18 protein-coding genes and 1 pseudogene are annotated in these 22,227 nt (G+C 61.6%); 17 read left to right on the plus strand and 2 right to left on the minus strand.

Annotated features, from left to right (window positions below; translation table 11 throughout):
* Positions 1–16: 16 nt before the first annotated feature.
* The 15 genes and pseudogenes from leuC (at position 17) to EL191_RS10175 (ending at position 17,316) form a co-directional block, all read left to right on the plus strand.
* The gene (leuC, locus tag EL191_RS10105) at positions 17–1,444 is read left to right on the plus strand and encodes a 3-isopropylmalate dehydratase large subunit (protein ID WP_041978572.1); all 1,428 of its coding nucleotides are present in this window, start codon (positions 17–19) and stop codon (positions 1,442–1,444) included.
* 11 nt (positions 1,445–1,455) lie between these two features.
* A complete protein-coding gene (gene leuD, locus EL191_RS10110; protein ID WP_013715122.1) occupies positions 1,456–2,103 on the plus strand; it encodes a 3-isopropylmalate dehydratase small subunit in 648 nt (215 codons plus the stop codon).
* Positions 2,104–2,185: 82 nt separating this feature from the next.
* The gene (leuB, locus tag EL191_RS10115; RefSeq protein WP_041978574.1) at positions 2,186–3,268 is read left to right on the plus strand and encodes a 3-isopropylmalate dehydrogenase; all 1,083 of its coding nucleotides are present in this window, start codon (positions 2,186–2,188) and stop codon (positions 3,266–3,268) included.
* 56 nt (positions 3,269–3,324) lie between these two features.
* The gene (gene asd / locus EL191_RS10120; protein ID WP_041978577.1) at positions 3,325–4,437 is read left to right on the plus strand and encodes an aspartate-semialdehyde dehydrogenase; all 1,113 of its coding nucleotides are present in this window, start codon (positions 3,325–3,327) and stop codon (positions 4,435–4,437) included.
* Positions 4,438–4,579: 142 nt separating this feature from the next.
* On the plus strand, positions 4,580–5,590 hold the full coding sequence (locus EL191_RS10125; RefSeq protein ID WP_041978580.1) for an aspartate-semialdehyde dehydrogenase: 1,011 nt from the start codon (positions 4,580–4,582) through the stop codon (positions 5,588–5,590).
* A gap of 155 nt (positions 5,591–5,745) precedes the next feature.
* Positions 5,746–8,581 (plus strand): annotated as a pseudogene (locus tag EL191_RS10130) (FimV/HubP family polar landmark protein).
* Positions 8,582–8,589: 8 nt separating this feature from the next.
* Entirely contained in the window at positions 8,590–9,453 is an 864-nt protein-coding gene (gene truA, locus EL191_RS10135) for a tRNA pseudouridine(38-40) synthase TruA (RefSeq protein WP_013715127.1), read from the plus strand.
* A 46-nt stretch (positions 9,454–9,499) separates the two neighbouring features.
* Entirely contained in the window at positions 9,500–10,150 is a 651-nt protein-coding gene (locus EL191_RS10140) for a phosphoribosylanthranilate isomerase (RefSeq protein WP_041978584.1), read from the plus strand.
* A 122-nt stretch (positions 10,151–10,272) separates the two neighbouring features.
* Positions 10,273–11,157, plus strand: a complete 885-nt coding sequence (accD, locus tag EL191_RS10145; RefSeq protein ID WP_013715129.1) for an acetyl-CoA carboxylase, carboxyltransferase subunit beta — start codon at positions 10,273–10,275, stop codon at positions 11,155–11,157.
* Positions 11,154–12,431: a bifunctional tetrahydrofolate synthase/dihydrofolate synthase gene (gene folC / locus EL191_RS10150; protein ID WP_041978586.1), complete on the plus strand. Its 1,278-nt coding sequence runs from the start codon at positions 11,154–11,156 to the stop codon at positions 12,429–12,431. The genes accD and folC overlap by 4 nt, the downstream gene beginning before the upstream one ends.
* 15 nt (positions 12,432–12,446) lie before the next feature.
* Positions 12,447–13,064, plus strand: a complete 618-nt coding sequence (locus tag EL191_RS10155) for an SPOR domain-containing protein (RefSeq protein WP_041978588.1) — start codon at positions 12,447–12,449, stop codon at positions 13,062–13,064.
* An 85-nt stretch (positions 13,065–13,149) separates the two neighbouring features.
* Positions 13,150–13,671 (plus strand): CvpA family protein, encoded by a 522-nt coding sequence (locus EL191_RS10160; RefSeq protein ID WP_013715132.1) that lies wholly within the window; start codon positions 13,150–13,152, stop codon positions 13,669–13,671.
* A gap of 75 nt (positions 13,672–13,746) precedes the next feature.
* On the plus strand, positions 13,747–15,255 hold the full coding sequence (gene purF, locus EL191_RS10165) for an amidophosphoribosyltransferase (protein WP_013715133.1): 1,509 nt from the start codon (positions 13,747–13,749) through the stop codon (positions 15,253–15,255).
* A gap of 73 nt (positions 15,256–15,328) precedes the next feature.
* Positions 15,329–16,540, plus strand: a complete 1,212-nt coding sequence (locus tag EL191_RS10170) for an O-succinylhomoserine sulfhydrylase (RefSeq protein WP_013715134.1) — start codon at positions 15,329–15,331, stop codon at positions 16,538–16,540.
* The gene (locus tag EL191_RS10175; protein ID WP_017363957.1) at positions 16,540–17,316 is read left to right on the plus strand and encodes an SDR family oxidoreductase; all 777 of its coding nucleotides are present in this window, start codon (positions 16,540–16,542) and stop codon (positions 17,314–17,316) included. Before EL191_RS10170 ends, EL191_RS10175 begins: the two co-directional genes overlap by 1 nt.
* Before the next feature lie 123 nt (positions 17,317–17,439).
* Here the strand turns inward: EL191_RS10175 and EL191_RS10180 are convergent, their stop codons facing one another.
* The gene (locus EL191_RS10180; RefSeq protein ID WP_013715136.1) at positions 17,440–19,104 is read right to left on the minus strand and encodes an electron transfer flavoprotein-ubiquinone oxidoreductase; all 1,665 of its coding nucleotides are present in this window, start codon (positions 19,102–19,104) and stop codon (positions 17,440–17,442) included.
* 325 nt (positions 19,105–19,429) lie between these two features.
* Here EL191_RS10180 and EL191_RS10185 point away from each other — a divergent pair, with 325 nt between their 5' ends.
* Both EL191_RS10185 and EL191_RS10190 read left to right on the plus strand, forming a co-directional pair.
* Positions 19,430–20,179 carry an electron transfer flavoprotein subunit beta/FixA family protein gene (locus tag EL191_RS10185; protein WP_013715137.1) on the plus strand — a complete coding sequence of 250 codons (750 nt, stop codon included), beginning with the start codon at positions 19,430–19,432 and terminating at the stop codon, positions 20,177–20,179.
* Positions 20,180–21,109: an electron transfer flavoprotein subunit alpha/FixB family protein gene (locus tag EL191_RS10190; RefSeq protein WP_013715138.1), complete on the plus strand. Its 930-nt coding sequence runs from the start codon at positions 20,180–20,182 to the stop codon at positions 21,107–21,109.
* Positions 21,110–21,176: 67 nt separating this feature from the next.
* Here EL191_RS10190 and EL191_RS10195 read toward each other — a convergent pair whose 3' ends face one another.
* Positions 21,177–22,118: an alpha/beta fold hydrolase gene (locus tag EL191_RS10195; RefSeq protein WP_041978590.1), complete on the minus strand. Its 942-nt coding sequence runs from the start codon at positions 22,116–22,118 to the stop codon at positions 21,177–21,179.
* Between the last annotated feature and the right edge of the window lie 109 nt (positions 22,119–22,227).

The following is a 22,227-nucleotide window of genomic DNA, read 5'->3' on the forward strand; positions in this document are numbered from 1 at the left end:
TGATGAGGTAAGGCTGATGACTGGCAAGACGCTCTACGACAAGCTCTGGGAAATGCACGAAGTGAAACGTCGCGACGACGGTTCCTCGTTGATCTACATCGATCGCCACATCCTCCATGAGGTGACCTCGCCGCAGGCATTCGAAGGTCTGCGTCTGGCCGGGCGTAAGCCGTGGCGCATCGACGCCAACATCGCCACCCCGGATCACAACGTGCCGACCACCAAGGCCGAGCGTCAGGGTGGCCTCGAAGCCATCGCTGACGAAGTTTCGCGCATCCAGGTGCAGACCCTCGACGAGAACTGCGATGACTTCGGCATCCTCGAATTCAAGATGAACGATGTGCGTCAGGGCATCGTTCACGTGGTCGGGCCGGAGCAGGGCGCTACCTTGCCGGGCATGACCGTAGTTTGCGGCGACTCGCACACCTCCACTCATGGCGCCTTCGGTGCGCTGGCCCACGGCATCGGTACCTCCGAGGTCGAGCACGTGCTCGCGACCCAGTGTCTGGTGGCCAAGAAGATGAAGAACATGCAGGTGCGCGTCGAAGGCAAATTGCCGTTCGGCGTCACCGCCAAGGACATCGTCCTGGCCGTGATTGGCAAGATCGGCACAGCCGGCGGCAACGGTCATGCGCTGGAGTTCGCCGGCAGCGCGATCCGCGACCTTTCGCTGGAAGGGCGCATGACCATCTGCAACATGTCCATCGAAGCTGGCGCTCGTGTGGGGCTGGTAGCGGTGGACGAGAAAACCATCGCCTACGTCAAGGATCGTCCGTTCGCGCCCAAGGGCGGCGACTGGGACAAGGCCGTGGCGCAGTGGCAGAACCTGGTCTCCGACGCCGATGCGGTGTTCGACACCGTGGTCGAGCTGAAAGCCGAAGACATCAAGCCGCAGGTCAGCTGGGGCACCTCGCCGGAAATGGTCCTGGCCGTCGACCAGAACGTGCCGGACCCGGCCGTCGAAGCCGACCCGGTGAAGAAAGACTCGATCACTCGTGCGCTGAAATACATGGGCCTCTCCGCGAACCAGCCGATCACCGATATCCAGCTGGATCGCGTGTTCATCGGTTCCTGCACCAACTCGCGTATCGAGGATCTGCGCGCCGCCGCCGAGGTGGCCAAGGGCCGCAAGGTCGCCGCGACCGTCAAGCAGGCGCTGGTGGTGCCGGGCTCCGGCCTGGTCAAGGCGCAAGCCGAGGCGGAAGGGCTGGACAAGATCTTCATCGAAGCCGGTTTCGAATGGCGTGAGCCGGGTTGCTCCATGTGCCTGGCGATGAACCCGGACAAACTGGGCAGCGGCGAGCATTGTGCCTCGACCTCCAATCGTAACTTCGAAGGCCGTCAGGGCGCGGGTGGTCGTACCCACCTGGTCAGCCCGGCCATGGCTGCCGCTGCTGCGGTGACAGGCCGCTTCATCGACGTTCGTGAATTGATCCAGGCCTGAGGAGACCGCACATGAAAGCTTTCACCCAACACACTGGCCTGGTTTGCCCACTTGATCGTGCCAACGTCGACACCGACCAGATCATTCCCAAGCAGTTCCTGAAGTCGATCAAGCGCACCGGCTTTGGCCCGAACCTGTTCGACGAGTGGCGCTACCTGGATATCGGCCAGCCGAACCAGGACAACTCCAAGCGTCCGATCAATAAGGATTTCGTGCTGAACTTCCCGCGTTACCAGGGCGCCAGTGTGCTGCTGGCTCGCGAGAACTTTGGCTGCGGCTCCTCGCGTGAGCACGCGCCCTGGGCGCTGGATGAGTACGGTTTCCGCACCGTGATCGCGCCGAGCTTCGCCGACATCTTCTTCAACAACAGCTTCAAGAACGGCCTGCTGCCGATCATCCTCAAGGATGAAGAGGTCGATGCGCTGTTCGAGCAGGCCGAGGCTACCGAGGGTTATCAGCTGACCGTCGACCTCGAGGCGCAGACTGTGACCCGCCCCGATGGTGTGCAGTACAGCTTCGAAGTCGATGCCTTCCGCAAGCACTGCCTGCTCAACGGTCTGGACGACATCGGCCTGACCCTGCAGGATCAGGACGCGATCAAGGCCTTCGAAGCCAAGTACCAGCAGAGCAGCCCCTGGCTGTTCGGCGCAATCAAATAACAGCGGCTGCAAGCGACAGGCTGCAGGCTTTTTGCTTGCGGCCTGAAGCCTGTGGCCCGCAGCCTTTTCCGAAGGAAAAAAGATGAGCAAACAGATTCTGGTTCTCCCCGGCGATGGTATCGGCCCGGAAATCATGGCCGAGGCGGTCAAGGTACTGAACCTGGCCAACGACAAGTACGCCTTGGGGTTCGAGCTGAGCTTCGATGACCTGGGTGGCGCAGCCATCGACCGTTACGGCGTGCCGCTGGCTGACGAAACCCTGGCGCGTGCCAAGGCCGCCGATGCCGTGCTGCTCGGCGCCGTTGGTGGCCCGAAGTGGGACGCCATCGATCCGGCCATTCGCCCGGAGCGTGGTCTGCTGAAGATCCGTTCGCAACTGGGCCTGTTCGGCAACCTGCGCCCGGCCATCCTCTACCCGCAACTGGCCGAAGCCTCCAGTCTCAAGCCGGAAGTGGTCGCCGGGCTGGATATCCTTATCGTCCGTGAACTGACCGGCGGCATCTATTTCGGCCAGCCGCGCGAGAGCAAGGTGTTGGAAAACGGCGAGCGCATGGCTTACGACACGCTGCCGTACAGCGAGAGCGAAATCCGTCGTATCGCCAAGGTCGGTTTCGACATGGCCCGCGTGCGCGGCAAGAAGCTGTGCTCGGTGGACAAGGCCAACGTGCTGGCGTCCAGCCAACTGTGGCGCGCCGTGGTCGAGGAAGTGGCCAAGGACTACCCGGACGTCGAGTTGAGCCACATGTACGTCGACAACGCCGCCATGCAACTGGTGCGTGCGCCCAAGCAGTTCGACGTGATGGTCACCGACAACATGTTTGGTGACATTTTGTCCGACGAGGCTTCGATGCTCACCGGTTCCATTGGCATGCTGCCGTCGGCATCCTTGGACGCCAACAACAAGGGCATGTACGAGCCGTGCCACGGCTCTGCGCCGGACATCGCCGGCAAGGGCATCGCCAACCCGCTGGCCACTATTCTCTCGGTGTCCATGATGCTGCGTTACAGCTTCGGCCAGGTCGCTGCCGCCGATGCCATCGAGAAAGCGGTGAGCCTGGTGCTGGATCAGGGCCTGCGTACCGGTGACATCTGGTCCGAAGGCAAGACCAAGGTCGGTACTGCTGCGATGGGTGATGCGGTAGCCTCCGCGCTGCGTAGTCTGTAATCTTCCCAGCCCCGCCGGGGTGGTTCCGGCGGGCTGTTTATATAGGTGTAGTCGTTATGAAACGTGTAGGTCTGATCGGTTGGCGTGGCATGGTCGGTTCCGTGCTCATGCAGCGCATGCTGGAAGAGCGGGACTTCGACCTGATCGAGCCGGTGTTCTTCACCACCTCCAATGTCGGCGGCCAGGGCCCTGCCATTGGCAAGGACATTGCTCCGCTGAAGGACGCCTACAGCATCGACGACCTGAAGGGCCTGGACGTGATCCTGACCTGCCAGGGTGGCGACTACACCAATGAAGTCTTCCCCAAGCTGCGTGAAGCCGGCTGGCAGGGCTACTGGATCGACGCGGCTTCCAGCCTGCGTATGGATGACAGTGCGGTGATCGTGCTCGACCCGGTCAACCGCAAGGTCATCGACCAGGCGCTGGATGCCGGCAGCAAGAACTACATCGGCGGCAACTGTACCGTCAGCCTGATGCTGATGGCCCTCGGTGGTCTGTACGAAGCCGGTCTGGTCGAGTGGATGAGCGCCATGACCTACCAGGCAGCTTCCGGTGCCGGCGCGCAAAACATGCGCGAGTTGATCAAGCAGATGGGCGCGATCAATGCCAGTGTCGCCGATGAGTTGGCCGATCCGGCCAGTGCCATCCTCGACATCGACCGCAAGGTCGCCGAAACCATGCGTGGCGAAGGTTTCCCGGTCGATAACTTCGGCGTGCCGCTGGCCGGCAGCCTGATCCCCTACATCGACAAGGAGCTGCCGAACGGGCAGAGCCGTGAAGAATGGAAGGCCCAGGCTGAGACCAACAAGATCCTCGGTCGCTTCAAGAACCCGATTCCGGTCGACGGCATCTGTGTGCGCATCGGCGCCATGCGTTGCCACAGCCAGGCGCTGACCATCAAGCTGAACAAGGACGTGCCGATGGCTGACATCGAGGGCTTGATCAGTCAGCACAACCCTTGGGTCAAGCTGGTGCCGAACCATCGCGAAGACTCCATCCGCGACCTCGGCCCGACTGCTGTGACTGGCACCCTGAGCGTTCCGGTAGGTCGTCTACGCAAGCTGAACATGGGCTCGCAGTACCTGGGCGCCTTCACCGTCGGCGACCAACTGCTGTGGGGCGCTGCCGAACCGCTGCGCCGTATGTTGCGGATTCTGCTGGAGCGCTAAGCTTCAGGCCGAACGCCCGTAGTCAAACAATGCCCTTCTGTTTCGGCAGAAGGGCTTTGTCTTTTTATGGGCGCGCGCGCCGATTGCTCGGACGAGGGGCGTGCAGTTACAGTGCCGCTCCTTCCGTGTTGTAGGTCAGTCCATGAGTCAGCCCATCAATGTCGCCCTGATCGGCGCCACCGGTAACGTCGGTGAAACGCTGGTCGAGTTGCTCGAAGAGCGTGAGTTTCCGGTCAAGGACCTACATCTGCTGGCCAGTAGCGAGTCGGCTGGGCAGAGCTTGTCCTTCCGTGGCCGCCAGGTGCGGGTCCGTTCGCTCGAGACTTTCGATTTCTCTCAGGTGCAATTGGCATTCTTCGCGGCCGGTGCAGACGTGACGCGTGCCTGTCGTGAGCGTGTGCTGGCGGCCGGTTGCTCGCTCATCGATCTGAGCGCTGCGTTGCCGCTGGAGCAGGCGCCATGCGTGCTGCCCGAGCTGGGAGTCGAGGGGCTGCCGGCTTTGAGCAAGCCATGCTGTGTGAGTGCGCCGACGCCCTCGGCGGTCGCCTGCGCATTGGTGCTGGCTGCATTGAAATCCGTGCTGCAACCGCAGCGGTTGCAGCTGACAGCCATGTTGGCCATCTCGACCCTGGGGCGTAGTGGTGTACAGGAGTTGGCGCGGCAGACCGCGGAGTTGCTCAACGCGCGTCCACTGGAGCCCAAGACGGTGGATCGCCAAGTTGCCTTCAACTTGTTGGCGCAGATTGGCGAGGTCGATGGGCAAGGGCATGCGCAGCTGGAAAAACGCCTTGCCCTGGAAGTCCAGCAACTTCTGGGCGCGCCTCAGCTTCCGGTGGCTGCGACGTGCGCACTGGCGCCCGTTTTTTTTGGCGATAGCCTGGCGCTGGGTGTGCAGGCTGATGGGGATATCGACCTTGTTGCGGTGCGGCAGGCCCTCGAGGCTGCTCAGGGTATCGAGCTGGTTGAGGCGGGCGATTACCCGACCGCAGTGGGTGACGCAGTAGGGCAGGATCAGGTCTATGTCGGGCGTGTGCGTCTTGGCGTCAGCGATCCACGTCAACTCAATTTGTGGATTGCGTCTGATAATGTAAGAAAAGGCGCCGCCCTGAATGCTGTGCAGATAGCCGAGTTATTGATAAAACACTATCTGTAAAAGATACTTACCTAGAAATTTGAAGAATCTTTCTAGCTTGGCAATACTGGCTGAGTTGATTGCTGAATGGGGAGCCGCTCTTGGAGCGGAGGCAGGCAGCAGTTCTCAAGACCCTCTCGCATGCCGAGAAAAAAGCTAAAACAAGGGATAACGCTATGGTTCGGGTTCGCAAACTGGTGCTGGCAATCGCAGCCGCTTCCGCGCTGTCTTCCGGTATGGCGCATGCGCTGGGTTTGGGTGAAGTTACCCTGCAATCTTCGTTGAATCAGCCGTTGGTAGCGGGAAATCGAATTGCTGGAGGTGCGCGACCTAGCCTCCAATGAGGTGATTCCGAGCCTTGCGTCCCCTGAAGAGTTCGTCAAGGCGGGGGTTGATCGTCAGTACTTTCTGACCGATCTCAAGTTCACTCCCGTATTGAAGCCTAATGGCAAGAGCGTTATTCGTGTCACTTCAAGTAAGGCCGTCCGCGAGCCTTATCTCAACTTCCTGGTGGAAGTGCTCTGGCCAAACGGTCGCTTGCTGCGCGAATACACCCTGCTGCTCGATCCGCCACTTTACTCTCCGCAAACGACAGTGGCTGCTGCTCCACAACTGCCGATCGCCGCGCCAGCGCCGCGTCCGTCTGTGGCTCCGGCACCAGTGCCGCGCAGTGCCGCTCCTGCTCCGGCTCCACGTCCTGCAGCGCCGGCCCCGGCTTCACGCGCCATTTCCGGTAACGAATACAGAACCACTGCCAACGATACGCTCTGGGAAATCGCTCAGCGTGTCGGTGGTGGTTCTTCGGTCAATCAGACCATGCTGGCCATCCAGGACCTGAATCCTGACGCTTTCATTGGCGGCAATATCAACCGCATGAAGAGCGGCCAGGTGCTGCGCCTGCCGGACGAGCAACAGATTCGCAGTCGCAGTAATGCAGAGGCGGTTGCTCAGGTGGCTGAGCAGAATGCCGCCTGGCGCGAAGGTCGCGCCGTTGCCTCGCGCCAGCTGGATGCCACCCGCCGTACCACCGCAGGTTCTGCGCCGGCCACTGCCGAGTCGGCCGATAGCCTGAAACTGGTTGCGGCTGAGGCAGGTCAGTCCACTCGCGGTAGCGATACCGGGTCTGCCAACAGCAAGGCGCTGGCTGACAAGCTGGCCGTGACCCAGGAAAGCCTGGACTCGACCCGTCGCGAGAACGCCGAGCTGCAGAGTCGCGTCGGTGACCTGCAAAGTCAGCTGGATAAGCTGCAGCGGCTGGTCGAACTGAAAGATAGCCAGTTGGCCAAGTTGCAGGCCGATCTGTCGGCTGCTCCAGCTGCTGAGGAAGGCGCAACTGCACAAGCCCCGGTCACCGAGCCTGCCTCGCAAGCTCCTGCTGCACAGCCTGAGGCAGCGCCGCCCGCTGCGGAGGCTGCAACGCCGCCGGCTTCGCCGCCCGAAGAGGCGGCGCCTGATTACAACTATTCCGAGGAGCCCGCGGCGTCCGTTGAAGACAGCGCCGCCGCCAATGAACAGCCGGCCGAGGAGCCGGCTGCTGCCGTTGAGCCTGCTGCTCCGGCCAAGCCGGCTGAGGATGCCAAGCCCGCGGCGCCGTCTCCTGCACCCGCTCCGGCCCCACAGAGCTTTATCGATGACCTGATGGCCAACCCGATGACTCTGGGGCTGGCTGGCGGCGGTGCGCTGCTGCTTCTGCTGGTCGCTCTGATGGCGCTGTCGCGTCGTAATGCGATGAAGGAGGCCGAGCTGCAGGACGAGCTGGCCGACGACCTTTCTCAGGATCAGGCCTTTGCATCCGATCTGGATATGCCGGCAGACAGTCTCGCTGGGCTCGATGACGAGCCGGTTGCCACTCCGGTCGCAGGTGAGGAGCGAGTTACCGCGCAGACTGGTGATGCGCTGGGTGAGGCGGATATCTACATCGCCTATGGTCGTTTCAATCAGGCAGCTGAACTGCTGCAGAATGCGATCAACGACGAGCCGCATCGTAGCGACTTGCGCCTGAAGCTGATGGAGGTTTACGCCGAGCTGGGTGACCGCGAAGGCTTTGCCCGTCAGGACAACGAGTTGCGCGAGATCGGTGGGGCGACCGCCGAAGCTGAGCAACTGAAGTCCAAGTACCCGGCCATTGCTGCCTTTGCAGGTGCTGGCGTGGTGGCTGCTGCGGCGTCCGCTGAGGACGACGTGGACGCGTTCAGCCTGGATGATCTCAGTCTGGATGAACCGGTCGCTGAGGCCCCTGTTGCCGCATCGGGTGATCTGGATGATGCCTTCGATCTGAGCCTCGACGATCTTGAGGCTGATCTGGAGAATGACCTGCAGTCCGCCAAGGCTGACGAAGCGCCGCTGTCGCTGGATGACGAGCTGGATTTCGGCCTGATCGACGAGCCAGCCGCTCCGACCGCTGCCGCTGATGACGACCTGGACTTCGATCTGGCCCTGGGCGACGACAAGGTCGAGCTGTCCCAGCCGGCTGACGATCTCTCTGCGTTCAGCCTCGATCTGGACGAGCCTGCTGCCGCCTCCAGCGACGAAACGGATGAGTTCCTGCTCAGCCTCGACGATGATATGCCGCTGAGTCAGCCGGCCGATGACCTGTCCGGCTTGAGCCTCGACCTGCCAGAAGAAACGCCGGCTGCCGACCTTGATCTACCTGCCGATTTCGACCTATCGCTCGAAGACGAGGCGCCGGTTCAGCCTGCTGTAGAGCCGGACAGCTTCGCCGCGCAACTCGACGAAGTGACTGCCGAGCTGGATCAGCTGTCGAATGGCTTCGATGAGCCGCAAGCCCCCCCATTGGCCTCGGTGGACAGCCTTTCCAGCGATCTGGATGGTGACGACGACTTCGATTTCCTCTCCGGAACCGATGAGACGGCGACCAAGCTCGACCTGGCGCGCGCCTACATCGACATGGGGGACGCCGAAGGGGCTCGCGACATTCTCGACGAAGTGGTCGCCGAAGGTAACGACGCACAGCAGCAGGAAGCTCGCGAGATGATTTCCAAGTTGGTTTGATCGATTCCATGTCTGAAGCAGTACCTGTAGCGGCCGCCGAAATGGCGGCCGCTGGCTTTTCCAGAGTCGCCCTGGGCCTCGAATACAAGGGCGCACGTTATCGTGGTTTCCAACGCCAGGGTGGCAAGGTCGCCTCCATCCAGGGTTGCCTGGAGGATGCGCTGTCGAAGGTGGCAGGCGGTGCGCCTGTCACTATTCACTGTGCAGGGCGCACCGATGCTTCCGTGCATTCCAGTGGTCAGGTGGTGCATTTCGATACCACCGTTGAGCGCTCGCTGCATGCCTGGGTCATGGGGGCCAACATGAACCTGCCCAGCGACATCAGCGTCACCTGGGCGAAGGTGATGCCGGCGCACTTTCACGCGCGTTTTTCGGCTATGGCGCGACGCTATCGCTACGTTATCTATAACGATCCGATTCGTCCGGCGCACATGGCCGAAGAGGTCACCTGGAATCATCGCCCGCTTGATGTGGCGCGCATGCGTGAAGCGGCTCTGGCCTTGGTAGGCACGCATGATTTCAGTGCCTTCCGCGCTACGCGGTGCCAGGCCAAATCCCCGATAAAGACCGTTCACCATCTGCAACTGATCGAACATGGCCGCTTTATCGTTCTGGATATCCGCGCCAATGCGTTTCTACACCATATGGTGCGTAACATCGCCGGTGTATTGATGACCATTGGTGCCGGCGAGCGGCCGCCCGAGTGGGCGCGCGAGGTTCTTGAGCGCGGGGATCGCCATAGTGGAGGGGTGACAGCACACCCCTACGGCCTGTATTTGGTGCAGGTCGATTATCCGGAAGAGTTCGAGTTGCCGTCGCGCTATCTGGGGCCGCATTTTCTATCCGGCCTGGTAGATGTGCGCCGCGGCTGAGCCTTTGCTACCATCCGGCGTCCGACAGACAAAAGGCATGATGCGAATGCGTGTGCGCAGCAAGATTTGCGGCATTACCCGTGTGGAGGATGCGCTGGCCACCGTAGAGGCCGGGGCGGATGCCATAGGTCTGGTGTTCTACGCCAAGAGCCCGCGTGCGGTGAGTGTCGAGCAGGCTGCGGAGATCGTGCAGGCCTTGCCGCCGTTCGTGACTAGCGTCGGTCTGTTCGTGAACATGCCGCGTGAACAGTTGCTGGCCGTACTGCAGCAGGTACCGCTGGACCTTCTGCAGTTTCATGGTGACGAGTCGCCCGCTGAGTGCGAAGGCTATGGCCGGCCCTACATAAAGGCGCTGCGTGTCCGTCCTGGTGAGGATCTGGCTGCCGCGATGGCGCCTTATGCTGGTGCGCGCGGCATTCTTCTCGACACCTTCGTCGAGGGGGTGCCCGGGGGAACCGGGGCGGCCTTCGACTGGTCGCTTGTACCACAGGGTGTGGCTAAACCGATCATTCTTGCCGGCGGCCTGGAGGCGCACAACGTCGCTGCGGCGATTCGCCAGGTTCGGCCTTATGCAGTCGATGTCAGCGGTGGAGTCGAGGCCAGTAAAGGCATAAAGGATGCAGGCAAGATTCGTGCATTCGTGAAGTCCGTACGCGACACGCAATGTGACGGCGATCAAGGCGGGGCCGTCAACTAGCCTGTCACGCCGCCATGATGGTCCGTTTCGACGGGCATGAGTGCGGCAAAAAGAGAATTGCTGGAGATGGGCGCTCACGATGACGCGCCCATCCGAACCAACGGTTATGGAGAAATGACAGCATGAGCAACTGGTTGGTAGACAAACTCATTCCCTCGATCATGCGTTCCGAGGTGAAGAAGAGCTCTGTGCCCGAGGGCCTGTGGCACAAATGTCCGTCCTGTGATGCCGTGCTTTACCGCCCCGAACTGGAAAAGACCCTCGACGTCTGCCCCAAGTGCAACCACCACATGCGTATCGGCGCGCGCGCGCGTATCGATATTTTCCTCGATGCCGAAGGCCGCGAGGAGATTGGCGCTGACCTGGAGCCGGTGGACCGCCTGAAATTCCGCGACAGCAAGAAGTACAAGGATCGCCTGGCCGCTGCCCAGAAGCAGACCGGCGAGAAGGACGCGCTTATCTCCATGAGCGGCACCCTCGAAGGCATGCCGATCGCCGTTTGCGCGTTCGAGTTCTCCTTCATGGGCGGTTCCATGGGGGCCATCGTCGGTGAGCGTTTCGTTCAGGCGGCCAATGTCGCGCTGGAAAAGCGCTGCCCGCTGGTGTGCTTCTCCGCCTCTGGTGGTGCGCGCATGCAGGAGGCACTGATCTCGCTGATGCAGATGGCCAAGACTTCCGCTGCGCTGGCGCGTCTGCGTGAAGAAGGTCTACCGTTCATCTCCGTGCTGACCGACCCGGTCTATGGTGGCGTTTCTGCCAGCCTGGCCATGCTCGGCGACGTGATCGTGGCCGAGCCGAAGGCGCTGATCGGCTTCGCCGGCCCGCGTGTGATCGAGCAGACCGTGCGCGAGAAGCTGCCGGAAGGCTTCCAGCGCAGTGAGTTCCTGCTGGAGCATGGCGCCATCGATATGATCATTCCGCGCAGCGAGCTGCGTCCGCGTCTGGCGCGTCTGTTGGCGCAGCTGATGAATCGTCCGTCCCCGGTTTCCCTGCCGGCCACTGCATGACCGAACGTAGCCTGGGCGAGTGGCTCGCCTACCTCGAACAGCTGCACCCCTCTGCCATCGACATGGGGCTGGAGCGCTCGCGCGAGGTGGCGCGCAGGCTCGGTCTGGGCAGGCCCGCGCCCCTGGTGATCACGGTCACCGGTACCAACGGCAAGGGCTCCACATGCGCCTTTCTCGCCAGCCTGATCAGTGCTCAGGGGCAGCGTGTAGGTGTCTACAGCTCGCCCCATCTGCTGCGTTACAACGAGCGTGTGCTGATGGATGGTTGCGAGGCGAGCGACGAGGCGCTGTGCCAAGCTTTCGCAGCGGTCGATTCTGCGCGTGGCGAGATATCGCTGACCTACTTCGAGATGGGCACGCTGGCAGCCTTCTGGCTGTTCGAGCGTGCCGGCCTGGATGCCGTGGTGCTCGAAGTCGGCCTGGGCGGGCGTCTGGATGCAGTCAATCTGGTGGATGCCGACCTGGCTCTGATCACCAGCATTGGTCTGGATCATGCCGACTGGCTCGGTGATACCCGTGAGTCGGTGGCGTTCGAGAAGGCTGGGATCATGCGCGCCGGCAAACCTGCCTTGTGCGGTGATCTGGATCCGCCGCTGCCTTTGCTGCATCAGGTCGCGACCCTGGACGCGCCGTTGTTCCTGCGTGGCCGTGACTATGACCTGAGCATCAAGGCGCAGGACTGGTCATGGTATGGCCTTGACGCCCAGGGCCAGGTGTTGCGCCTGGAGCAGCTGCCAATTCTCGATCTGCCAATGGAAAACGCTGCGCTGGCACTGCAGGCCTATGCGCTTTTGCCGCTCCCCTGGGACATGCAAAAGATCGAGCAGGCGTTACTCGCCACACGCGTGGCTGGCCGTCTGGACCGGCGTGTGCTGGATTGGCGAGGCAAGTCACTCACGCTGTTGCTCGATGTTGGGCATAATCCTCATGCGTCCGATTATCTGGCGCGGCGTCTGGAAAGTCGCCCGCCAAGTGGCAAGCGCTGGGCTGTGTTCGCGTTGTTGGCCGACAAGGATTTGCCCGGTGTCGTCGCACCGCTTCTGGGTCTCATTTCTGGCTGGGCGGTGGCGCCGCTCAATACGCCGCGTTCGCGTTCTGCCTGCGAGCTGGCAGGGCACCTGCGGGCGCAGGGGGCCGCAGTGGCGCAATACCCTGATGTGCATACTGCGCTCGAGGCGCAGTGTGAGCAGGCGGCAGAGGGTGACGAGATACTGTTGTTCGGATCGTTTTTCTGCGTGGCCGAGGCCCTGGATTGGCTGGCCCGCCCGGCTTGATAAGGGGATTGGGGGATGGCAATGCTGGACAAGGGGCTCAAGCAGCGCATGGTCGGTGCGCTGGTGCTGGTAGCGCTGGCGGTGATCTTCCTGCCGATGCTGCTGTCACGTGAAGACGAGATGCGTCGTGTGGTGGTGGAGGCCCCGGCAATGCCTCAGGCTCCGGCCGCTACCGAGATCGTGGTCGAGCCTGCCGAGGTCGTCGAGCCCGAGCAACTGCCGCAGGAGCATGTGCCGGTCGAAGAGGTGGAGCCGCAGATCGTCGAGGTGCCGGAGCAGCCCAAGCAAGCGCCGGTACCTGCCGTTCAGCCAAGCGCGCCGGAGCAGGCCAAGACCGAGCAGAGCGTCGCGACAGCTTCCGCCAAGCCCGAGGGGCGTCTGGATGCCAACAACCTGCCGATCAGTTGGTCGGTACAGTTGGCCAGTCTGTCCAGTCGCGGCGGTGCGGAGAACCTGCAGAAGACCCTGCGTAGTCAGGGTTACAACGCCTATATCCGTACCTTCGACGGCATGAACCGTGTGTTCGTCGGTCCGTTGATCGAGCGTGCCGAAGCCGAGCGTCTGCGCGACCAGCTCAACCGTCAGCACAAACTCAGCGGGTTTGTCGTGCGCTTCCAGCCAGAGGCCGGTTGAGCCCATCGTTGATGTGCAACGCCCGGTTACCCGATTCGCCGGGCTCTGCTAAAATGCTCCGCCTTTTCCGCTGGTAGGCCGCACCGTGGTATTCACCTGGGTCGATTGGGCGATCATCGCCGTCATCGCCATTTCTAGTCTGATCAGCCTCAAGCGCGGCTTCGTCAAGGAAGCCTTGTCGCTGCTGACCTGGATCATCGCAGGTGTGGTCGCCTGGATGTTTGGTGGCGCACTGGCCCAGCATCTCGTCGAATTCATCGAAACACCTTCGGCACGGGTGATCGCCGCCTGTGCCATTCTCTTCATCGCCACCTTGCTGGTGGGCGCGCTGGTCAATTTCCTGATCGGTGAGCTGATCCGTGTGACAGGCCTGTCCGGTACCGACCGTTTTCTCGGCATGGTATTCGGCGCTGCGCGGGGTGGCTTGCTGGTCGTGCTGCTGGTCGGGCTGATCAGCCTGGCACCGGTGGAGCAGGATACGTGGTGGCAGCAGTCGCAACTGGTGCCGCATTTTCTGATGGTCGCCGACTGGTCGAAGAACCTCATTCTGGGGTGGTCCGAGCAGTGGTTTACCGGTGGTTCGGCTAACCCAGCCGATCTGCTTTAAAAGAGTGGCCGGTGCGGACCAACCGCTGCGCCGGACGCTGAATTAGCCTGAATTATCTAGCAGGGGTCGTGGCACATGTGTGGCATCGTCGGTATCGTCGGTAAATCGAACGTCAATCAGGCGCTGTATGACGGGCTGACCGTCCTCCAGCACCGCGGCCAGGATGCTGCCGGTATTGTCACCAGCCATGATGGCCGCCTGTTCCTGCGCAAGGACAATGGTCTGGTGCGCGATGTCTTCCAGCAGCGCCACATGCAGCGCCTGGTCGGCCATATGGGCATCGGCCACGTGCGTTACCCAACTGCGGGCAGCTCCAGCTCGGCCGAAGCGCAGCCGTTCTATGTCAACTCTCCGTATGGCATCACCCTGGCGCACAACGGCAACCTGACCAACGTCGAGCAGTTGGCCAAGGAAATCTACGAGTCCGACCTGCGTCATGTGAACACCAATTCCGATTCGGAAGTGCTGCTCAACGTATTCGCCCATGAGCTGGCCCAGCGCGGCAAGCTGCAGCCGACCGAGGAAGACGTGTTCGCCGCCGTCACTCACGTGCATGAGCGCTGCCTGGGTGGCTACGCCGTAGTGGCGATGATCACCGGCTATGGCATCGTCGGCTTCCGCGACCCCAATGGCATTCGCCCGATCGTCTTCGGTCAGCGTCACACCGACGAAGGCGTGGAGTACATGATCGCCTCGGAAAGTGTGTCGCTGGATGTGCTCGGCTTCACCCTGATCCGCGACCTCGCCCCGGGCGAAGCGGTGTACATCACCGAAGAAGGCCAATTGTTCACTCGTCAGTGCGCTGCCAATCCAAAATACGCGCCATGCATTTTCGAGCACGTCTACCTGGCTCGTCCTGATTCGATCATGGACGGCATCTCGGTGTACAAGGCGCGCCTGCGCATGGGCGAGAAGCTGGCCGACAAGATTCTCCGCGAGCGTCCTGACCACGACATCGACGTTGTCATCCCGATTCCCGACACCAGCCGCACTGCAGCGTTGGAGTTGGCCAATCACCTGGGCGTGAAATTCCGCGAGGGCTTCGTCAAGAACCGCTACATCGGCCGTACCTTCATCATGCCCGGCCAGGCGGCGCGCAAGAAATCCGTGCGGCAGAAACTCAATGCCATCGAGCTGGAGTTCCGCGGTAAGAACGTGATGCTGGTCGATGACTCCATCGTGCGTGGCACCACCTGCAAGCAGATCATCCAGATGGCCCGCGAGGCCGGCGCGAAGAATGTCTATTTCTGCTCGGCTGCGCCAGCGGTGCGCTACCCGAACGTCTATGGTATCGACATGCCCAGCGCCCACGAGCTGATCGCCCATGGCCGCACCACCGAGCAGGTGTGCGAGCTGATCGGCGCCGACTGGCTGGTTTATCAGGACCTGCCGGACCTGATCGAAGCGGTCAGCGGCAGCAAGAAGATCAAGATCGACAACTTCGACTGTGCGGTATTCGATGGCAAGTACGTGACCGGCGACGTCGACGATGCCTACCTGAACCGCATCGAGCAGGCGCGCAACGATGCCAGCAAGGCCAAGTCGCAGGCGGTCAGTGCGATTATTGATTTGCACAATAACTGAGCGGCACACTCTGCATAATCGTTTGAAGTCCGGGCCCTAGTGGCCCGGCCTGTTTTCTGGATGAGGAATTGCTATGACACTGGAATGGGAAGCGGGTCGGCTAGACAGCGATCTGGACGGCGTTGGCTTCGACACCTTGGCGGTGCGTGCCGGTCAGCATCGCTCGCCGGAAGGGGAGCACGGCGAGGCGCTGTTTCTGACCTCCAGCTATGTGTTCCGTACCGCAGCTGACGCGGCTGCACGTTTTGCCGGTGAAGTGCCGGGCAACGTCTATTCGCGTTACACCAACCCCACCGTACGCACTTTCGAGGAACGCATCGCGGCGCTGGAAGGCGCCGAGCAGGCGGTGGCGACCGCGTCCGGCATGTCGGCGATCCTCGCCATCGTCATGAGCCTGTGCAATGGCGGCGACCACGTGCTGGTGTCGCGCAGCGTGTTCGGCTCCACCATCAGCTTGTTCGAGAAGTACCTCAAACGCTTCGGCATCGAGGTGGATTACGTGCCGCTGGCTGATCTGAATGCCTGGCAGGGCGCGTTCAAGCCCAATACCAAACTGCTGTTCGTCGAGTCGCCCTCCAATCCGCTGGCCGAACTGGTGGATATTGCCGCGCTGGCCGAGATCGCCCATGCCCGTGGTGCACTGCTGGCGGTGGACAACTGCTTTTGCACACCGGCGCTGCAACAACCGCTGAAGCTCGGTGCCGATATCGTTATGCACTCGGCGACCAAGTACATCGACGGCCAGGGCCGTGGCCTGGGTGGTGTGGTCGCGGGGCGCAGCGAGCAGATGAAGGAGGTGGTGGGCTTCCTCCGTACCGCCGGGCCGACCCTCAGCCCGTTCAACGCCTGGATGTTCGTCAAGGGCCTGGAAACCCTGCGCATTCGGATGCGTGCGCAGAGCGAGAGCGCGCTGCAGCTGGCGCTGTGGTTGGAGCAGCAGCCACAGGTCGAGCGTGTGCATTACGCCGGTCTACCCAGCCACCCGCAGCACGAGCTGGCGAAAAAGCAGCAGAGCGCCTTCGGTGCCGTGGTCAGTTTCGAGGTCAAGGGTGGCCGCGAGGCTGCGTGGAGGGTGATCGATGGCACGCGTGTCATCTCCATCACCACCAACCTGGGCGACACCAAAACCACCATCGCTCACCCGGCTACTACCTCGCATGGCCGCCTGACGCCGCAGGAGCGCGCCAATGCCGGTATCAGCGACAGCCTGATTCGCGTTGCGGTGGGCCTGGAAGAGCTGGAAGACCTGAAAGCAGACCTGGCGCGCGGCCTGGCTACGCTCTGATGTTGGAGTGGGGAAGTGATGACACGTCCAATAACGGGCGTGTCGCGCTGGTCACCGGTGCAGCGCGCGGTATAGGTCTTGGGATCAGTGCCTGGTTGATCACCGAGGGCTGGCAGGTCGTGTTGGCCGACGTCGATCGTGAGCGTGGCTCAAAGGTGGCGCGCGTGCTGGGTGACAATGCCTGGTTCGTCGCTATGGATGTGGCGAAGGAAGATCAGGTCAGTGTCGGCGTTGCCGAGATTCTTGGCCAGTTCGGTCGTCTCGACGCGCTGGTGTGCAATGCGGCGATTTCCGATCCCTACACGCCGCCGCTGGAGTCGCTTGATCTCAAGCGCTGGAATCGCATGCTCGCGGTGAATCTGACCGGCGCCATGCTGCTGGCCAAGCACTGTGCGCCTTATTTGCGAGGGCACCGAGGCGCCATTGTCAACATCGCTTCTACTCGCGCCAGCCAGTCCGAGGCCGACTGCGAGGCATACGCCGCGAGCAAGGGTGGGCTGGTCGCACTGACCCATGCGTTATCCGTCAGTCTCGGTCCCGAGGTTCGCGTCAATTGTGTCAGTCCGGGGTGGATCGATGCCCGGGACCCGTCGCAGCAACGGCTGGAGCCGCTATCGGTATTCGACCATGCTCAGCATCCGGTCGGCCGAGTGGGCACGGTGGAGGATGTGGCGGCTCAGGTCGCCTGGCTGCTGTCCGATGCGGCAGGTTTCATCACGGGGCAGGAGTTCGTCATCGACGGTGGCATGAGCCGCAAGATGATCTTTCAGGATTGAATGCTTGGGCAGCGAGCTCTGCTCGCCGAGCGCGGCCCTGAAGCCTTCGAGCACAGCTCGCTCCTGCGGATTCAACAGAAACGAAAAAGGCTCCCGAGGGAGCCTTTTTCATGCGGGCCTGAATTACATGTTGGGGTAATTCGGGCCGCCGGTGCCTTCCGGCGCCACCCAGGTGATGTTCTGGGCCGGGTCCTTGATGTCGCAGGTCTTGCAGTGCACGCAGTTCTGCGCGTTGATCTGGAACTTCTTCTCGCCGTCTTCCTGCGTCACCACTTCGTATACGCCGGCGGGGCAGTAGCGCTGCGCCGGTTCGTCGTACAGCGGCAGGTTCTTGGCCAGCGGGATGCTCGGGTCGGTGAGCTTCAGGTGGCAGGGCTGTTCTTCTTCGTGGTTGGTGTTGGAGAGGAACACCGAACTCAGTTTGTCGAAGCTCAGTTTGCCGTCCGGTTTCGGGTAGGCGATCTTCGCGCACTCGGCCGCCGGCTTCAGGCAGGCGTAATCCGGCTTGTTGTCGTGCAGGGTGAAGGGCGCCTTGCCGCCGAAGATGTTCTGATCCAGCCAGTTGATGCCGCCGCCGATGATGGCGCCGTACTTGTGGATGGCTGCACCGAAGTTGCGGCTGCGGAACAGTTCGTCGTACAGCCAGCTGGCTTTGAAACCGTCGACGTAGTTGGTCAGCTCGTCGCCGCCTTCACGGCCGGCAGTCAGGGCTTCTGCGATGGCGTCAGCAGCCAGCATGCCGGACTTCATGGCGGTGTGGCTGCCCTTGATTTTGGCGAAGTTCAGGGTGCCGAGATCGCAGCCGATCAGCGCGCCGCCCGGGAAGACCATTTTCGGCAGCGAATTCAGGCCGCCTTTGCAGATGGCGCGGGCACCATAGGCAACGCGCTTGCCGCCTTCCAGGTACTGGGCAATCACCGGGTGGTGCTTGTAGCGCTGGAACTCGTCGAACGGCGACAGGTGCGGGTTGGCGTAGGACAGGTCGATGATCAGGCCCACTACGACCTGGTTGTTTTCCAGGTGATAGAGGAAGGAGCCGCCTGTGTTCTCGGTGCCCATGATGTCCATCGGCCAGCCGGCAGTGTGTACCACCAGGCCCTGGTCATGTTTGGCCGGATCGATGTCCCAGATTTCCTTGATGCCGATGCCGTAATGCTGAGCGTCGGCTTCGCTGTCGAGGTTGTACTTCTTGATCAGCTGTTTGCCGATATGGCCGCGGCAGCCTTCGGCGAACAGAGTGTACTTGGCGCGCAGTTCCATGCCGGGAGTGTAGTAACCTTCCTTGGGGTTGCCTTCACGGTCGACGCCCAGGTCGCCGGTGACGATGCCGCGTACCACGCCATTCTCATCGATCAGCGCTTCCTGAGCAGCGAAGCCCGGATAGATCTCGACGCCCAGGTTCTCGGCCTGCTGAGCCAGCCAGCGGCACAGGTTGCCCAGGGAAATGATGTAATTGCCTTCGTTGTGCATGGTTTTCGGCACAAAGAAGTCAGGAATTCGGGTAGCCTTGTCAGCGTCGCGCAGCAGGTAGATGTCATCGCGCTTGACCGGGGTGTTCAGCGGGGCGCCAAGCTCTTTCCAGTCCGGGAAGAGTTCGTTCAGGGCGCGCGGCTCGAAGACCGCACCGGAGAGAATGTGAGCGCCAACTTCGGAGCCTTTCTCGACCACGCAGACGCTGATCTCCTGGCCCGCTTCTGCGGCTTTCTGCTTCAGTCGGCAGGCGGCGGACAGTCCGGACGGGCCGGCGCCGACGATGACGACGTCGAACTCCATAAATTCGCGTTCCACAGGCTATCTCCTACTCAAGGCTCTTCGATGTTTTATAGGGGAGGGCGCGGCTCGCTCCCTAAGCACGGCGTGGGCATTATATCTACACCCTCTCGACGGGCCAATACAAACGTTTGTTTGAATTTTCTGTAGGCCTGTTAGAATCGTACTACATCGCGGATGACCGGCCAGTTCGCTGTATTGACCGGGCCAGGCCGCGGGGTCAAGATACGGGCGGTTTTGCGCTCGCCGTCTGAGCTGAAAGGTTGGTTTGCGGCCCATTTTGCATCACTGGCCAGGCTCGCTTGGGCGACATTCTTATTCACCGGAGAGTAACGAGGAATCCATGAAGGTTCTTGTAGCTGTCAAACGAGTGGTCGACTACAACGTCAAGGTCCGCGTAAAGGCGGACAACAGCGGCGTCGACCTCGCCAACGTCAAGATGTCCATGAACCCCTTCTGCGAAATCGCCGTGGAAGAAGCCGTACGCCTGAAGGAGAAAGGCGTGGCGAGCGAAATCGTCGTCGTCTCCATTGGCCCGGCTACTGCCCAGGAGCAACTGCGCACCGCGCTGGCCCTCGGCGCCGACCGTGCCATCCTGGTCGAATCCAATGATGAGCTGAACTCCCTGGCCGTCGCCAAGCTGCTCAAGGCAGTGGTCGACAAGGAGCAGCCGCAACTGGTGATCATGGGCAAGCAGGCCATCGACAGCGACAACAACCAGACCGGCCAGATGCTGGGCGCCCTGACCGGCTTCGGCCAAGGCACCTTCGCCTCCAAGGTCGAAGTGGTTGGCGACAAGGTCAACGTCACCCGTGAAATCGATGGCGGTCTGCAGACCGTTGCACTTAACCTGCCGGCGATCGTCACCACCGATCTGCGCCTGAACGAGCCGCGCTACGCATCGCTGCCGAACATCATGAAGGCCAAGAAGAAGCCGCTGGAAACCGTTACCCCGGACGCTCTGGGCGTTTCCACCGCCTCCACCGTCAAGACCCTGAAAGTCGAAGCGCCGGCCGCTCGCAGCGCTGGCATCAAGGTCAAGTCCGTGGCTGAACTGGTCGAGAAACTGAAGAACGAGGCGAAGGTAATCTAAATGACTATCCTGGTTATCGCTGAACACACCAATGCCGCTCTGGCTGCCGCTACCCTGAACACCGTTGCTGCTGCGCAGAAGATCGGTGGCGATATTCACGTTCTGGTCGCTGGTGCCAACGCTGGCGCTGCTGCCGAAGCCGCTGCCAAGATCGCTGGTGTGGCCAAGGTACTGGTTGCCGACAACGCCGCCTATGCCAACCAGTTGCCGGAGAACGTCGCTCCGCTGGTAGCTGAGCTGGGCAAGGGCTACAGCCACATCCTGGCTGCCGCCACCAGCAACGGCAAGAACATCCTGCCGCGCGTCGCTGCTGCACTGGACGTCGATCAGATCTCCGAGATCATCGCCGTTGAAAGCGCCGACACCTTCAAGCGCCCGATCTATGCCGGTAACGCCATCGCGACCGTACAGTCCTCGGCTGCCATCAAGGTGATCACCGTGCGTAGCACCGGTTTCGACGCCGCTGCTGCCGAAGGTGGCTCCGCTACCGTTGAAGCCGTTTCCGGTCCGGCTGATGCCGGCAAGTCCGCCTTCGTCGGCGAAGAACTGGCCAAGTCCGATCGTCCGGAACTGACCGCTGCCAAGATCGTCGTATCCGGCGGCCGTGGCATGGGCAATGGTGACAACTTCAAGCACCTCTACGCCCTGGCCGACAAGCTCGGCGCTGCCGTCGGCGCCTCCCGCGCTGCGGTCGATGCCGGCTTCGTACCGAACGACATGCAGGTCGGTCAGACCGGCAAGATCGTCGCGCCGCAGCTGTACATCGCCGTCGGTATCTCCGGTGCGATCCAGCACCTGGCCGGCATGAAGGACTCCAAGGTGATCGTGGCGATCAACAAGGACGAAGAAGCGCCGATCTTCCAGGTTGCCGACTACGGTCTGGTTGCCGACCTGTTCGAAGCTGTACCGGAGCTGGAAAAGTTGGTCTAAGCCATTTTCCGCTACGAAAAAACCCGCTCTCGAGCGGGTTTTTTTATGGCTCAGCGTCAGCACTCCATCATGGGTTCAGACTCTGCAGAAATTCACGATAGAGCAGGGCGCTTGCTTCGGGGCGCTCGAGCATGGGCGCGTGGCCGACGTTATCCATGATTACCACGCTGGAATTGCGCAGCAGGGGCTTCATGATCTCGATGCTGGATACATCGAGCACGCGATCCTGTTTGCCCCAGAGTAGCAGCGTGGGGGCCTGGATTTTTGTCAGCTCGGGTTCCAGGGGAATGCTGCGTTCCACCAGTTGTTTGAACACCAGATCGTAATGCTCGGCTTTAGCCATGGAGCGCTCGCCTAGATAGTGCTTGAGCGATTCCGGCAGATAGGGCGGTTCGACGAAAACGAACCGCAGCAATTTTTCGAAGTCTTGCGGCTGCTTGACCACCAGTGGATTGGGTTCGCCACGAATCAATAGTTGGTACAGCTCACTCTTGTTCGGGCTGTCGATGCCGGCATTGGCGAACAGTGCCAGCGAGCGCACTCGATCCGGGTAGCGCGCTGCATAGAGTGCGGCGATCTGTCCGCCCATCGAGTTACCCAGCACGTGTGCCTGTTGAATGCCCATGGCATCGAGGATGTTCGCCAGGCGCTCAGCCTGGGTGCCGACGTCATAGCTGCCAGGCGGCAAGTCGCTGTCGCCGAACCCGGGCAGGTCCAGCGCGATGACGCGATAGTCCTTGGTCAGGTAGCGAGAAAAGCGCAGCCAGTTATCCTTGTCTGCGGCAAACCCGTGGAGCAGCACCAGGGTTTCGCCGCTCGCCGGTCCTCCCTGGTAATAATGGATGTTAAGATTGTGGACAGCTAGCTGCTCATGACTCAGTCCGGCGCGGTACTGTTCTATCAGACGAAGACTGGCCAGTTGAGTCGCAGGAAAGAAGTACAGGGTGGCCGCCATGCCTGACAGCAGGAGCAGCAATAAGAGCAGCAATAAGAGCAGCAGTTTTTTCATGGCGCGTCCTTATCGCGAATTATTATGGCGACGCCATTAAGCTAGCATGAACACAGAGGTTTCCGGGGGGCCAAGCCTACCCGCCGATCAACGCATAACCGAGAGTAGC

This window comes from Pseudomonas mendocina (assembly GCF_900636545.1).
Taxonomy (GTDB): Bacteria; Pseudomonadota; Gammaproteobacteria; order Pseudomonadales; family Pseudomonadaceae; genus Aquipseudomonas; species Aquipseudomonas mendocina.